This is a genomic window from Streptomyces sp. NPDC059371, from assembly GCF_042751995.1.
Classification (GTDB): domain Bacteria; phylum Actinomycetota; class Actinomycetes; order Streptomycetales; family Streptomycetaceae; genus Streptomyces.
Genome location: NZ_JBHYXD010000029.1, coordinates 22,272 through 36,775, shown reverse-complemented (window position 1 = coordinate 36,775; position 14,504 = coordinate 22,272). Strand labels below are relative to the sequence as shown.

9 protein-coding genes are annotated in these 14,504 nt (G+C 74.8%); 4 read left to right on the top strand and 5 right to left on the bottom strand.

Annotated features, from left to right (window positions below; genetic code table 11):
• Positions 1-130: 130 nt before the first annotated feature.
• Positions 131-1,444: an aminotransferase class V-fold PLP-dependent enzyme gene (locus ACFXGX_RS18745; RefSeq protein ID WP_384792037.1), complete on the bottom strand. Its 1,314-nt coding sequence runs from the start codon at positions 1,442-1,444 to the stop codon at positions 131-133.
• Positions 1,445-1,844: 400 nt separating this feature from the next.
• Between ACFXGX_RS18745 and ACFXGX_RS18740 the strand changes: the two genes are divergently transcribed.
• Entirely contained in the window at positions 1,845-2,255 is a 411-nt protein-coding gene (locus ACFXGX_RS18740) for a hypothetical protein (protein WP_384792034.1), read from the top strand.
• A gap of 299 nt (positions 2,256-2,554) precedes the next feature.
• Positions 2,555-7,495, top strand: a complete 4,941-nt coding sequence (locus ACFXGX_RS18735; RefSeq protein WP_384792031.1) for an AMP-binding protein — start codon at positions 2,555-2,557, stop codon at positions 7,493-7,495.
• A gap of 130 nt (positions 7,496-7,625) precedes the next feature.
• Here ACFXGX_RS18735 and ACFXGX_RS18730 read toward each other — a convergent pair whose 3' ends face one another.
• The 3 genes from ACFXGX_RS18730 to ACFXGX_RS18720 form a co-directional block, all read right to left on the bottom strand.
• Complete coding sequence (locus ACFXGX_RS18730; protein WP_384792028.1) at positions 7,626-8,861, bottom strand: helix-turn-helix domain-containing protein; 1,236 nt, start codon at positions 8,859-8,861, stop codon at positions 7,626-7,628.
• A gap of 522 nt (positions 8,862-9,383) precedes the next feature.
• Positions 9,384-11,591, bottom strand: a complete 2,208-nt coding sequence (locus ACFXGX_RS18725; RefSeq protein ID WP_384792025.1) for a condensation domain-containing protein — start codon at positions 11,589-11,591, stop codon at positions 9,384-9,386.
• 328 nt (positions 11,592-11,919) lie between these two features.
• Positions 11,920-12,279: a hypothetical protein gene (locus tag ACFXGX_RS18720; RefSeq protein WP_384792022.1), complete on the bottom strand. Its 360-nt coding sequence runs from the start codon at positions 12,277-12,279 to the stop codon at positions 11,920-11,922.
• A gap of 369 nt (positions 12,280-12,648) precedes the next feature.
• Here ACFXGX_RS18720 and ACFXGX_RS18715 point away from each other — a divergent pair, with 369 nt between their 5' ends.
• Positions 12,649-12,903: a phosphopantetheine-binding protein gene (locus ACFXGX_RS18715; protein WP_384792019.1), complete on the top strand. Its 255-nt coding sequence runs from the start codon at positions 12,649-12,651 to the stop codon at positions 12,901-12,903.
• 76 nt (positions 12,904-12,979) lie between these two features.
• Here ACFXGX_RS18715 and ACFXGX_RS18710 read toward each other — a convergent pair whose 3' ends face one another.
• Positions 12,980-14,110, bottom strand: a complete 1,131-nt coding sequence (locus ACFXGX_RS18710; RefSeq protein WP_384792158.1) for an RNA-guided endonuclease InsQ/TnpB family protein — start codon at positions 14,108-14,110, stop codon at positions 12,980-12,982.
• Between the two features lie 50 nt (positions 14,111-14,160).
• Here ACFXGX_RS18710 and ACFXGX_RS18705 point away from each other — a divergent pair, with 50 nt between their 5' ends.
• Positions 14,161-14,376 (top strand): transposase, encoded by a 216-nt coding sequence (locus ACFXGX_RS18705; protein WP_384792016.1) that lies wholly within the window; start codon positions 14,161-14,163, stop codon positions 14,374-14,376.
• The last annotated feature ends 128 nt before the right edge of the window (positions 14,377-14,504 follow it).

Below are 14,504 nucleotides of genomic sequence, written 5' to 3'. Positions count from 1 at the left end.
GGGCCACCGGGCCGCCGGGCGCCGTTCACGCCCCGCGGACCGGGGTCCGGCGGCCCGGGGTCCGGCGGCCCGGGGTCCGGCGGCCCGGGGGCTTGGTGCCCGCGGCCGGGGGCCGGTGGTTCGGGGCGGTTCAGGCGCCGGACCGGCGCGGGCCGGGGTCCGGGGGGCGGTCCGGGACCAGGCTCAGGTGGCGCCGGCCGGCGGGCCGTACGCGCGGGGTGCCGGGCCCTGCCGGCCGGGACGGCACGGCGTGCGCCGCCGGTACGGGGGCCGGTGCCGGTGCGGGGGCCGGTGCCGGTGCGGGGGCCGGTACGGGTTCGGGTGCGGGTGGCCGCGGGTGCTGGGCGGGCGTGGGAAGGGGGCGCGTCTGGGTCACGGCGTCCTTGAGGGCGTGGGCGAACACCTCGATGTCCTCGGCCGAGTTGTCGTGGTGGACGGATGCGCGTACGGCCGTGACGACGCCGCGCTCGGGCAGGTACAGCGGGACCTCCTCGGCGACCGTCTTCCACACCACGACGCCGCGGTCCGCGAGCCGGCGGCGCACCAGTGCGGCCGGCACGTGCTGGTGCCGGAAGGTGACGATGCCGCTCTGGAGGCGTCCGGGGGCGATCAGTTCGGTGCCGGCGGTGTCCTCGACGGCGGCGCGCAGGCCGGGAGCGAGGTCCCTGCCCGGGGGCGAGGCCGCGTGCAGGGCCAGGGCCCGGTTCAGCGCGGCGGTCGCGGCGCCGTGCGGCGGCACCAGGGGCAGGCCGCCGTGCGGGGCCAGCATCGTGCGCAGCCGCGGTGCGACTCCGGCGAATCCGGCCGCGTAGGGGCCCCGCAGGAACCTCCAGCCGTCCCCGGTCACCAGGTGGCAGCCGATGCGGGCGGCGTCCACGGGCAGTTGGCCCACCGCGTACGAGGCGTCGACGGCGTACAGGCACCGGTGGGGGGCGAGGAGGCGGCCGATGTCCTCGACGGGATGGACGATGCCGCAGCCGGAGGGCACGTACGGGACACAGACGAGGGCGACGTCGCCGCCGATGTGCCGTGCCATCCACTCCAGGTCGAGGTCGCCGTCGGGGCGCAGCGGTACGACCTCCAGCCGGCAGCCGGTGCGCGCGCGCAGCGCGAGGACGGTGCTGAGGTTGGCGGCCGACTCGTAGGGCGTGGTCCAGACGCGGTCGCGCGGGCCGAGCCGCAGCCGGGACAGCACGGCGGCGAACGCGTCGGCGGCGCCCGTGCACGGGAAGGTGTCCCCGGGCGGGGTGCCCAGCAGGGCGGCCAGCCGCTCGTGGATCTCCCGGTGCAGGACGTCCTCGAGGCGTTCGTCCAGCTCGTACGGGCCGTAGCGGTCCTCGAAACGCGTCCACTCGGTGAGGACCTCCCGTACGGCCGCGGGCATGCGGCCCGTGCCGGCCGGGTTGAGGTGGATCCTGCGGTCACCGTGGGATTTCTCGTTCACTTCAGGGGCCTCCCCCCACAGGTGAGGCAAATGATTGCCTAGTTCTTGGCAACACCTTGCCTTCAATGCCAGAGGTTTGGCAACCTCGGGCAGCACCGGCTCAGGCACGGCTCTAGTTGCCGGGCCGGCGGCGGGTCTCGACCATGTCCAGCCCGGTTCCCCAGGAATTGCCAAGCGTTGCCAGAGCGTTTCCGGCTTTGCCAAGAATCTCTGTTTTCGCAGCTCAGAGCCGCTTTTTCTAGGCAACTCGGCGACGGCGGACCACCTCCTGAGGCGTTCCTGGCGTGCACCTTGAGTCCGAATCGACCCATTCCCGACCAATTTGCGAGCTTTGGTTGCCAATCTTCTTGGCAGAAGGTTGCCAAGCAACGAAAACGAAATTGACACCGAGGAGCCCGCCATGAACCGCATCGCCCGCATCGCCGTCGCCGCCGCCGCCCTCACCGCCTTCTCCGCCGCGGGCGTCACCGCCGCCGACGCGATCGACTGGCCGGCGACGGCGAAGACGGTCTCCACGTTCCAGGCCGGCGACATCAACTGGCCGACCGCCCCGACCGCCGTCCAGGCCGACACCCACTGGCCGACCGCCCCCACCGCCATCCAGGCCGACACCCACTGGCCGACCGCCCCCACCGCCATCCAGGCCGACACCCACTGGCCGACCGCCCCCACCGCCATCCAGGTCGGCGACATCAACTGGCCCACCGCCCCCACCGCCATCCAGGCCGACACCCACTGGCCCACCGCCCCCACCGCCATCCAGGTCGGCGACATCAACTGGCCCACCGCCCCGGCCGTCGCCAGCGTCTGATCCGTGTCCCGGGCATCCGTGCCCGCCCCGTGACGCCCCCGCAGGCAGCGATGCCCAGCGGGGGCTTCGGTGTTTTCGGGGCGCACCGCGTGCGGGACGTCGTCCCGGGTGATCGCCGGCCACTCCCCCGCCCCGGGCGCCTTGGCAACCCCGTGCCCTTCGCCCCGGCGGCAACGCCCCCTCGCCACCAGCGACTCCAGTGCCGCTCGACCGTCTCAGGACGCCACCTCAGGCCACTCTTGCCATTATTCAGGCAACATTCTGCCAAGCCGGAAGGCTGTCATAAGGAGCGGGTAGCGATGTCCATCTCCGGCCTCATCGAGCAGCAGGTCCAGGAGCGTCCCGACGCGGTCGCGGTGCACCATCCCGAGCAGCCGGGCGGCCGTGGCGGCCGGCTCACCTACCGGGAGCTGGGCCGCGCGGCCAACCGTCTCGCCGCCCATCTGCGGGCGCGCGGCATCGGCCGGGGCGACCGGGTGGTGACCTCGCTGCGGCCGGGCCCGGAGACGGTGACGGCGTTCCTGGGGATCGTGCGGGCCGGAGCGGCCTATGTCCCCCTGGATCCCGCGGACCGCGTGGAGCGGCGGCGGCTGATCGTGCGTGACAGTGCGGCCGCGGCGGTGCTGACCGGGAGTGCGGGCGTCGCGGACTACGCGGGCCTGGACACGGTGGTCCTCGCGCTGGACGCCGAGGCGCCCGAGATCGCCCGGCGCTGCGACGCCCTGCCCGAGCAGACCGCCGGCCCGGACGACGCCTTGTGTGTCTGGTACGCCTCCGGCGGCGTGGAGGGGGTCGTCGTGCCGCATCGCGCGGTGCTGGACCTCGTGCGCTCCGCCTCCCCAGCGCGGCCGGAGCCCGCCGGTGTGGCGGGCCGGACCGGCGGCGGGCAGGCCTTCGACGCGGTCGTGTTCGCGGTGTGGGGCGCTCTGGCGTCGGGTGGCCGGCCCGCCGGCCACCCGGGCGGGGACGACGGGCCGGAGGCGGCCGGACGGGTCGAGGAGCGGGCCGAGGAGTGGGCCGAGTTGTGCGGGCGGCGTTTTCGGCTCGGTGAGGTCGAGTCGGTGCTGGGCGCGCACCCGGCGGTGTCCGCCGCCGCGGTGTCCGTGCACGAGAGCGCGGACGGCGGCAGGCACCTGGTGGCGCATGTGGTGCCGGCCGGGCCGGCTGCGGCGGCCGCCGATCAGGACGCGCAGACCGCGCAGTGGAAGGAGATCCACGAGGCGCTCCACGCCGGCGCTGCGGCCCGTGGGCTGGGGGACGACTTCACCGGCTGGAACAGCAGTTACGACGCCCTGCCGATCCCGCTCGAGGAGCTGCGGGAGTGGCAGTACGCCACCCTGGACCGGATCAGGGAGCTGCCGCGCCGCCGGGTGCTGGAGATCGGGGTGGGCAGCGGGCTGCTGCTGGCCCACCTCGCGCGTGAGGAGGAGGTCCAGGAGTACTGGGCCACCGACTTCTCCCCCGCCGCCGTCGCCGCGCTGGGTGCGCGGGTGGAGGCGGATGCGCTGTTGAAGGACAAGGTGCGGCTGGACTGCCGTGGCGCCGAGGACACCGGCGGACTGCCCGCGGGTCATTTCGACGCGGTCGTCGTCAACTCGGTGGTGCAGTACCTGCCGGGCCTGGCCCGTCTGCGCACGGTCCTGGAGCGGGTGCTGCCGCTGCTCGCCCCGGGCGGCTCGCTCTTCCTCGGCGATGTGCGCAGCCTGGATCTTGCCTGCTGTCTGCAGACCGGGATCGCGCTGGCCCGGCCGGGCGGCGTGGGGGGTGACCGGGAGGCGCTGCGCCGCGGTATCGGGCACCGGGTGTCCACGGAGACCGAACTGCTGCTCTCCCCCGCCCTGTTCGGTGCGCTGGCCCGGGAGCTGCCCCGGGTGCGTGCGGTCGACGTGCGGCTCAAGCGGGGGGTGCACCACAACGAGCTGTCCCGCTACCGCTATGACGTGGTGCTCTCCACCGCCGAGCCGGTCGCCGACCTCTCCGGTGTGGCCGTCGTGCGCTGGGGTGCGGACGTGGCGGGAGGGCTGGAGGTGGTGGACCGGGTGGTGGCGGCGCGTCCGGCCGTGCTGCGTCTGGCCGGGGTGCCCAACCGGCGGGTGCACGACGAGTACGCGGCGATGCGGTCCCTCTTCGATCCCCGCGAGAGCATCGATCTGCCGCCGCAGGACGCGGTGGCGCCCGATGTGGAGGCGCTGTGCGGCAGGGCCGAGCATCTGGGCTACCGGGCGCTGCCGACCTGGGGTGAGAGCCCCGAGCTCCTCGACATCGTCCTGCTCGATCCCGCGCGGGTGCCCGCGGGTGCGGTGACGGGCGTGTACGCGGCGGCGGCCACCGGAGCGGAGCCCGGCACCGGAACAGAGCCCGGCACCGGGGCGAGGTCCCACACCGGAACGAAGTCCGACACCGGAGCGAGGTCCCACACCGGAGCGAAGTCCGGCACCGGGGCAGAGCCCGGGAGCGGAGCAGAGCCCGGGAGCGGCGGCGTCAGTGGGGCGGGGTCCGGGGACGGGGCGGGCTCCGGTGGTGCGGGGGTGGAGGGGTGGGCCGGCACTCCGGCCGCTTTCGAGCACCGTGTCGATCTGGAGGCCGTGCTGCGTGCCCATCTGCGGGAGCACCTGGCGGAGCACATGGTGCCGTCGGTGCTGATGACGGTGGAGGCGCTGCCGCTGGACGGCGCCGGCGGGGTGGACCGCGCGGCGCTGCCGGTGCCCGCCCGCACCGCCGACCGTCCGCTCACCCAGCCCGGCACGCCGATCCAGGAGATCGTCCGTGACCTGTTCGCCGAGGTGGTGGGTCTGCCCCGGCACCGGGTGCGGGCGGAGTCGGACTTCTTCCGTATCGGCGGCCACTCGCTGGCGGCGGCCCGGCTGCTGTCCCGGGTCCGGGAGACGCTGGGCGTCGATCCGGGCAGCCGGGCCCTGTACGAGGCGCCGACTCCGGCCGCGTTCGCCGCGCTGGTCGGTGACGTGCCCGCCGCGGTGATCGGGCCGGACGACACGGCCGGTGACAGCCGCGCGTTCTCGCTGCGGCTGCGCGGGGTGCTGGACAGGCGGGCGCTGGAGGTGGCGCTGGAGGATCTGGGGCGGCGCCATGTGGCGCTGCGCAACGTCCGGCTGGGCGCGGCGGGGACGCGGCTGCGGGCGCTGGCGGCGGACGACCATCTGCTGGAGGTGGCCCTGCCGGCCGACGCGGTGGACCTGTGGTCGCATGTGCCGCTGGCCGCCGACCTGGCCCGGGCCTATGGGGCGCGGGCCTGCGGGGGCACCCCGCACCGCTCGCCGGCCGGGTTGGACGCGGCGCCCCGCGCGGTCTTCGGCGACCGGGTGCCCGCGGTGCTGCCGGGCAGCGGGCCGCGGTCCGCCCACGCCTCCTGGGGCACCCTGGAGAACGCCCTGGAGGCGGACCTGCACGCGGACCTGACGCGGTGGGCGGCCGGGCAGGGCGCCACCGTGTTCATGGTGGTGCACGCCGCGCTCGTGGCACTGCTGGGCCGGCTGGGTGCGCAGGATCCGGTCACCGTGGCCGCGCCCGTCCCGGCGCGGGACAGTGCCGCGCTGCGCGAGGCGGTGGGTCCCTACGGCCGGGTGCTGGCGCTGACGGTGGACGCCTCGGGCGATCCGTCCTTCACCGAGCTGCTGCGCCGGGTCCGTGAGCGGGACCTGGCCGCCTACCGGGACGGTGAGGCGGCGCTGGCGGCGCTGCCCGGCGGGGTGGCGCTGGCGGTGGTGCAGGAGTGTGTGGGCCGGTTCGAGGCGGGTGGGCTGTCGGTGCGGGCCGAGCACTGCACGCCCGCGGTGCCGGCCGCGGACCTGGGGCTGACGCTGACCGAGCGGCAGAGCCCGGCGGGTGAGGCGGCCGGCATCGCGGTCACCGTGACCTTCCGTCACGAGACGGTCGGTGAGCGGGCCGCGGCCCGTCTGGCCGGTCAGCTCACCGCCGTCCTGCGCTCGGCCCTCGAGGCGCCCGCCACGCCGCTGAGCCGGCTGCGGCTGGGACCGGGGACCGCGGCCGAAGGCGAGGACGGGGGCGGGGTGTGGGCGGGTGAGGAGGCGGCGCCGGCCCGGCAGGACGTGGCGTCGCTGTTCGCGGCGCAGGTGGCGCGCACCCCGGGGGCGCTCGCGCTGGAGGGCCTGGACTACGCCGGGCTCGATGCCCGCTCGGACCTGTTGGCGCATGCCCTGATCGAGCACCGGGCCGGTCCGGGGAGCTGTGTGCTGACCGCGCTGTCCTCAGCGGCCGGGTTCGCGGTGGCCGCGCTGGCGGTGGCGAAGACGGGGGCCGCGCTGGTGCCGGTGGACCCGTCGCTGGATGTGGCCGAGTCGCTGCGTCCGGTGGTGCTGCTGCTGGACGAGACCGCGGACCTGCTGCTGCCGGCCGTGCCGGGTGCGGCGCGGCTGGTGCGTGAGGAGGGGGCCGAGCGGTGGCCGCCCGCCGGGTCCTGGCCGGTGGGGCGGGCCGACCGGATCCGTCCGCTGCGCGCGGGCGATCCGCTGCTGCTGCTGCCCGGTGAGGGCGGCACCGTCGCGGTGGGCGGGGAGACGGTCACCGCGGCGAGGCCGGCCGACGCGGCCTGGCTGGTACGCGGCTACCCGGACGGGGACGCGGCGATCGGGCTGCTGAGCGCTCTGGCCGGCGGGGCGCGGGTGCACGTCCCGGACCGCTCGCTCACCCGGGAGGTGCCGCACGAGGTGCTGGGGTGGCTGCGCCGGCAGGGGGCGCGGGTGGTGCTGGGCGGTGCCGACGACGTGCTGAGCGCGCTGGTCTCGCTCGCCCGCGGCGAGGGCGTCGAGCTGACCGTGAGCGGCGGCTGGGCGGAGGCCCGGCTCGTCGTGGAGCACACGCCGGGCGCGGCGGCCCGTCCCGCTCCCGGTCACCGCGCCTATCTCCTCGATGCGCGGCTGCGGCCGGTGGGCCCGGGCCGGACCGGCTCCCTGTACATCGCGGGTGTCGGTGTGGCCTCCGGTTACACCGGTGCCCGCGCGGCGGCCGGCTGCGAGCGGTTTCTGCCCGATCCGTTCGGCGGGCCGGCCGGCGGCACGGCCCGTATGTGGCGCACCGGGCGGGCCGCCCGCCTCGATGAGTACGGCAATCTGCGGGTGCTGGACGCCCCGGCGCACGACGACCCCTTCGACGACGCGTCCGCCGCGTTCGTGGTGCTGGCGGACGCGGCCGGTCACCGGGCGCTGTGGCCGGCCGGGGCCGGCGTGCCGCCCGGCTGGTCCGAGACACGCGAGGGCCGCTGAGAGCAGTCCCCCTTGCCGGGACGGAACAAGGACGGAACGGGGGCAAGGACGGGGGCAGAGGCGGGGGCGAGGACGGGGACGGGGACAGAGGCGGGGACGGGGGTGGGGGCGGGGACGGGGGTGGGGGTGGTCAGGTGCCGGGTGTGGTGGGGCCGGGTGGGGTGGCGGGGCCGGCCAGGGATTCGGCGAGGATGCGCCAGATGTCGGCGGCCAGGTCGATGTTGGCGCCGGCCTGGGCCTGTTCGGCCAGGTCCCGCAGTCCCTGGATGCCGCTGGAATCGCCGGAGCGGATGCGGAGCTGGTTGCGCAGGATGTCCAGGCGGACCCGGTCGCGGTAGCTCATCCTCAGCTCCATCTCGGCGAGTTCGCCGAGCAGGGCGTGGGCCTCGTCGTAGCGGGCCAGGAAGAAGGCGACGTCCGCCTTGAGCGCGAGCAGGTCCTGGCGCAGGCCGGGGGTGCCGACGAAGGCGAGTGCGGGTTCGGCGGCGGTCAGGCACCGCTCGGCGGCCTGGGGGTCCGGCGGCTGCTTTTGCAGGTACAGGCGGCTGGCGGTGAACCGCAGGCGCAGCCACAGCACGAGGTCCTCGCGGCTGCTGAACTTCTCCAGTGCCTCTTCCAGGTAGCCCTGGGCGGCGGTGTGGTCGCCCTGGCGCAGGCGCACCGCCGCGCAGGTCCACATGGCTTCGGCCCACAGGGGGTCGCTGCGGCCCGCGACGAGTTCGGCCAGTTCGTCGGCGTGGGCCCGGGCGTCCGGCATCCGGCCGGCCTCGGCCTCGACCGAGACCAGGCCCAGCAGCACGGTGGCGCGGTCCTCCACGTCGAGGCCGTCCTCGCGGGCGAGGTGGTGGGCCGCCATCGCGGCGTCGAGGGCGGCGCTGATCTCGCCCAGGGCGCGCAGGCAGCGGGCCAGGCGGGTCAGGCCGCGGACCCGCAGGGCGACCAGTCCGACCGATTCGCCGAGCTGGACCAGTTCTTGCAGGTACTCCCGTTCGCCGTCGTGGTCGCCCTGCAGGCGCCGCTGCCCGGCGAGTTGCCACAGGGCCTGCCAGCGCAGCACCGGTGCCTCGTGCCCCTCGGCGGCCAGGGCCTCGCGCAGGGTCTCCATCGCCGTGTCGGAGCCGGTGGAGGAGACCAGCGACAGGGCGTGGGCCAGGGAGCCGCCGGCGGGTTCCTCGAAGTCGGCCGCCTGAAGGCCCAGGCGTTCGGCGAGGTAGGCGACGGCCCGCTCGGTGGGCTGGCGTGCGCCGGACTCCAGACGGGAGAGGTATCCGGTGGACATGCCGTCCCCGGCCAGGGCGGTCTGGGACAGGTCGCGGGCCTGTCGCAGTTTGCGAAGACGACGGCCGAACGCGGGCTGACGCAGCATGTGACCATTCCCTGGGACGGACGGGTGGGGGGCGGCCCCGTGGGGCGGAGGAGGCGTGCCACCGCGGCCACCGCCCGGGTGCCGCAACCGAGCGTAGGGGGCCGGGCAAGGGCCGGGCAATGTTTTGCCAGGTGCCGTGCCTCGGAGTTCGTGCGAACCTCACGGATTCCTCTGGCGTTCCTCGAGCGGTTCTTGAGCGGTCGCGGGCAAAGTCTCAAGCGCCCGGGTCCGGTACCTGCGCACCGGCCCGTCCTCGCTCACGGGAGCTGTCCTCGTCCGCGTCCACGGGAGTCTTGATGAAACACGCGGTTCCTGCCCGCCGCGCCGCCCGCAAGGGCACCGGCGCCGGCCGGCCGGCGCCGGTGCGTGACACCGCGTCGGACGACGACATCAACTGGCCCTAGCAGGGTCTTCCCCGCCGCCGTACAGGCATACGGGCATACGGGCATACGGGCGTACGGGCGTGGCGGGTGCGGGGAGGCAGGTGTGCCGGGTGCCGTGCACGGGGGCGGCCGGGTCGTGTCAGGGGCGGGCGGCCGATGCGCTCGCCCGCTGCAGGGCGGCCGCCAGGCCGCGGGGCGCGTGCGGGTCGTCGTCGGGGCCGCCGACCACGACCAGCGGCGGGCGCACCCCGGCCCGGGTGACCTGGTGGGCCAGTTCGCAGGCGAGGGCGCCGGTGCCGGAGTAGCCGCCCAGGACCAGCCGGCCGCCGGCGCGGGCGAGGCGGGCGAGCACGTCGGCCTGGGCGGCCGGCCGGCCGGCGGTGGGGCGCAGCGCGGTCAGGGCCTCCGGTCCCCGGTAGTGCCGCAGCAGTTCGCGGTGCCCGGTGTGCGGCGCGCCGGGGGTGTCGAGCAGGCACACGGTGGCCGTGGCGGGTGCCGGTGTGCCGCGCAGCAGGACGAGGGGGGCGGTGTCCCGGGCGGCGGGGCCGTCGGGGACCGGGGGTGTGGGCGTCCTGGGCATCCAGGCCAGTACGTCCGCGACGGTGGTGGCCGCGGTCGCCGCCACGGGCAGCAGGCGCAGCAGCCGTACGGTGTGTGCCAGCAGGGTGCGGGTGGTGGTGTCGTCGATGAGGTCGCGGTCGTAGGCGCAGGTCAGGACGAGGGCGCGGCGGGTGTCGTGGCCGGCGCGCAGGCGCAGGGCGTATCCGGCGGGTGCTCCGGCGGCTTCCTGTTCCTCCAGGCGGATGCCGTGTGCGGCGAGTTCGTGGCCGTAGGCGGTTTCGGGGTTCGGGCCGCAGTCGAAGGCGAGCAGGCCGCCGGCCCGCGGTTCCAGGGTGTGGGCGGTGGCGGGTGAGGCGGGGGTGGTCCATTCGTAGGCGGACAGGTCCATCACCACATCGCGCAGGGTGCGCAGCAGGTGGGGCAGGGTGAGCGCCGGGTCGACGGTGAGGTTCAGCGGCAGGGTGTTCTCGAAGGGGCCGGGGATGCCCTCGATGCCGTCCAGGAGCAGGCCGCGGCCGGGGAAGTCCAGGCCGAAGCCCACGGTCGCGGGCGCGGGGGTGGTGGTGCGGGCGCGGTAGAGGAGCAGGGCCCACACCGCTTGGAGCACGCTGCTCTCCGCCACCCCCCAGCGGGCCGCCCAGTGGGTCAGACGGGTACTGCGGGCCGGGGACAGGACGACACGCAGCACACCGGTGCCGGCGCCGGGGGCAGTACCGGTGCCGGTGTCGGCGCCGGCGGCACCGGTGGCGATGGCAGTGCCGGTGCCGGTGGCGGTGTGGCCTGCGGGCCGGAGCGGGGGCATGGGCTCGGTGGGCCGGTGGGCGGGGCCGTGCCCGCCGCTGTCCGCGGGGCGGAGCGGGCCGGGCGGGGGCAGGGCCGGCCGGTGGGCGGGCTCCTGCCGGAGGCCGGGGGCCGGGCCGAGGTCCTGGGCGGCGAGCCGGCGGGCGCAGTCGCCGAGGTCGGGGCGGCGCTCGCCGCCGGGCAGTGCCCCGCCGGCGAGGTAGGCGCGGCAGCACTCGCGCATCAGCAGCCGCACGCTCCAGCTGTCGAGCAGGGCACGGTGGTAGGTGAGAAGGATGTCGGTGAAGGGTGCTGCCGCGTCCTCTGGGCCGCTGTCCAGCAGCGCCAGGCGCACCGCCGCGGGGCGGCGCAGGTCGAAGGCGCGGGCCCGCTCACGGGCCGGCAGCAGGGCGCGCCGTGTCACGGTGCGGTGCGGGTGGCGGACGACGTCGCTCAGGGCGCGGTCGAAGACGACGGCACGCGGGCGCGGGTCCCATACGAAGGCGGTGCGCAGCACGCTCTCGCGCTCGCCGACGGCGTGCCAGGCCGCCTCGAAGCGTGCCGGGTCCAGGGGGCCGTGCCAGCGCCAGAGGATCTGCTCGACCTGGTGGCCGGGCCAGGCCACGGCGTCGGCGAGCCGCTGCCGCTGCAGGGGGGTGACCGGCTCGGTGCGCGGCAGGGTCCGGCAGGGCTGCCCGGCCGCCATGGCGGCGGGCCCGGTGCCGGGGCGGGACTCGGGGGCGGCGGTCAGCAGGTCGGCGAGCAGCCCGACGGCCGCGGGCGCGGGCGCCGCCTGGCCGCCGGGGAGTTCGACGATGTGCAGGTCCTCTGCGCGCGCCACCAGCCGGCATCCCGGGTGCCGGGCACCGGGGCCGCTCTCCGCGACGCGGTGCAGGGCGCGGTGGAAGAAGGCGGTGTCCCAGATCCCGTGCAGTTCCATGGTGCCGTGATCCCCCTGTTCGGGGTCGATCACCGCGCACACCCCGCCAGGCCCCTGACCGTTCATCGCCTCCCCCTTCCGGACACCCCCGGCCAGACGAGCAACTGCCCCTGCGGTTCGGGGAGCCGGCGTGCGGGCCTTCGGCGGCCCGGCATGCGCCGGCACAGCCGGAACCCAGCCTCTTCACGCTAGCTCCGCCGCGTCCCCGTCGTCCGTTTTCTCCAGCGGCCCCCGAACGGTCCTCGATTCCCTCCCGACGCGCCGGGAAGGGGGTGACAACGCCCCGGCGGCGGACGACCCCGGCCGCCGCCGTGCCGGCCCGCCGCCGTATCAGCCTGCCGCCGTATCAGCCTGCCGCCGTATCGGCCTGCCGCCGTATCGGCCTGCCGCCGTGTCAGCCTGCCGCCGTCTGGGGCACGAGCAGGTCATGGCACTGCTCGATACGGCCCGCGGCATCGAAGCGGAGTTCGGCGACCAGGGACCAGGTGGCCCCTTCGGCCCGGGCGGTCGCGCGCAGGGCGACGACGTCGTGGTCGGCGATGACGCTCTCGGCCCTCAGCCCCAGCCCGTCGGGCAGGGTCCGCCCGCCCCTCTCACCGGCGCCCGCCCAGTGGCGGGTGAGGTGATTGACCTCGCCCCGGTTGCCCGCCGCGACCAGCGCGAGGACGAGTTCCCTGTTGCGTTCGCGCAGGCTGCGCGCGGTGAGGAGTTCGTACAGCGTCCCGCTGAGGGGCTCGGTCAGCGCTGGCGTCATGACGAGGCCCTTCCTCGTGATCCGTCCTCCCGTACGGCCGTACGGGAGGCCCGGAAATCATGGCCGCCCGTACTGGAGCGGAAATGGAGAACGAGTAAAACCCGGCGCGGCGCCAGGAAAAGGGCCGCATATCCTTACCCCCCGGGAAGGTCACGGCATTTGATCCAGCAGCCGATTCCCCCCTCCCCCCCTCCTCCTTTTTCTACTCTTTCCCCATTTTTCTCCGGTCCGGAATCGGTCTCGGGCCGTGGGGGCGCCCGGGGGGCGTTCCGCCGGGGCTCGACCGCTGGTGTAGGCGGCGTGGTCAGACTGGCCCGTACGCCGCCGGTCTGCTGCTGAATCGACGACACGCAAAGGGTGAGGTCAGCGATGGCTTGGGACAACAAGTTCGAGGAACTGCTGTGTGAGTACCTGCCGTTCCACGGCGCGGGCGAACCGCTGGAGGCCGATACGGACCTGCGGCTCGCGGGGCTGGACTCGCTGGGCGCGGTGGAGCTGCTGGGCGCGCTGGAGGGCGCCTACCACGTGCACTTCGTGGACGACGTCCTCTCCCTGGACACCTTCGCCACCCCGGGGGTCCTGTGGTCGACGCTGACCCGGCTGCAGGCCCTGGCGTCAACTTGACCCCGGCCCTAAAGGGACGGGGCTTGGAGGTAGTGCCCAGCTGGCTGCTGGGGTGGACTCCTCCGTCCAGACACCCCTATGGGGTGGCAGGGACGCGTGACTCACGCCCCGCATTCCACACGCTCTCGCCACGGGTGGCGATGTTGTGGGAAGCATTCCGGTCGGCGTGGGCAACGACCCCGCACCCCCGGCAGATGAAAAGCCCCTGGTCGACACGGTTGCGCTTGTCGACGTGGCCGCACTCGGCGCACGTCTGCGACGTGTACGCGGGATCAACGAAGACCAGGGGCACACCGGCCCGCTCGGCCTTGTAGACGATGAAGTCTGCGAGCTGGGCGAAGGCCCAGGAGTGGAGTGCGACCCGTTGGGGCTTGCGGAGCCGTACCCGGTTGCGGATGCCCTTGAGTTCTTCGAGGGACAGGCCGCGCCCGGTGCGTTCAGCCTCGGTCACGATCGTCTTGGAGACGATGTGGTTCTGGTTGGCGGCGTGCCGCGCCTCTGTGCGGGCACGGGCCTTGAGCCGCCGCTTGGCGCTCTTGGTGCGCTTCTTCTGGAGCTTGGCCCGCAGGGCAAGCTGTCGCTTGCGGTACCGGTTGAGTCCCCGCCCGGCGGCGAGGTAGCCGGTGGAGGCGGTGGCGATGTTCTCGATGCCGAGGTCCACACCGATGAAGCCGTCCGGCTCGTACTGCTCGGCCTCGGGCACGTCGCAGGTGGCGACGAGATAGAACACGCCGTCGCGCGCGATCAGGTCGGATTCGCCCTGCCGGTGCGTCTGGAGCATCGCGAGCGCGTCGGCGGAGCAGGCGAAGCGGATGTTCTTGACCCGGCCGTCCACGGTCCAGATGGACACGGTCCTCTGGTCGTACTGCCAGCTCAAACACCGGTCGTCATACGGCTGCGCGGCCTGGGGCCGGAACGTGATCGGATTGGACTCGGCCTTGCGGCGACGCCTGGAACCGTCCTTGCCGAGGTTGCCGGCCCGGATGTTGGCCTTGAGCGTGGTGTACGAGTCGCGGACCTTCTTGATGACGTGTTGCGCGGCCTGCGCTCCCAGCCCACGGGTTTTGAGTTCGGCGTAGGTGTGCCTGCGCAGCTCGTACTCACGTGGCACGCCGTGCTCGAACGCCACCTTTGACACCCAGTTCGCGGCGTCGTTGACCGTGCCCAGGGTGCGCTCAAGCGCGGATGCCTGCGCGGCGTCCGGCATGAGTTTGACCTGTGTCACGAGCTTCACGGGCGTGATCGTAGCGTTGATCCATGTCACCACGCTGGGAGTCAAACCCCGGTATCCGTAGGGGCCTTGGCGTCGTCCACACCCGGCACGCGCGCTTGGTCTTCGCCCCCAAGTATCGGCGCGGACCGTTCACCGACGAGATCCTTCGGCGCTGCGAGGTCATGCGCGACGTGTGTAGCGACTTCGGCGCGGATCTGCTGGAGTTCAACAGCGAACGCGATCACGTCCACCTGCGCTGAAGCCGGGCACGGCGGACGCCGGGGGGGGGGGGCGCGGCCGCGCGGCCCGCCGCCCAACCCCCCGCCGCCCGGGGCGACACCACCCCCCCGGCGCCCCGGGCGCACCGCGCCGACTCCCCCGCCCACAC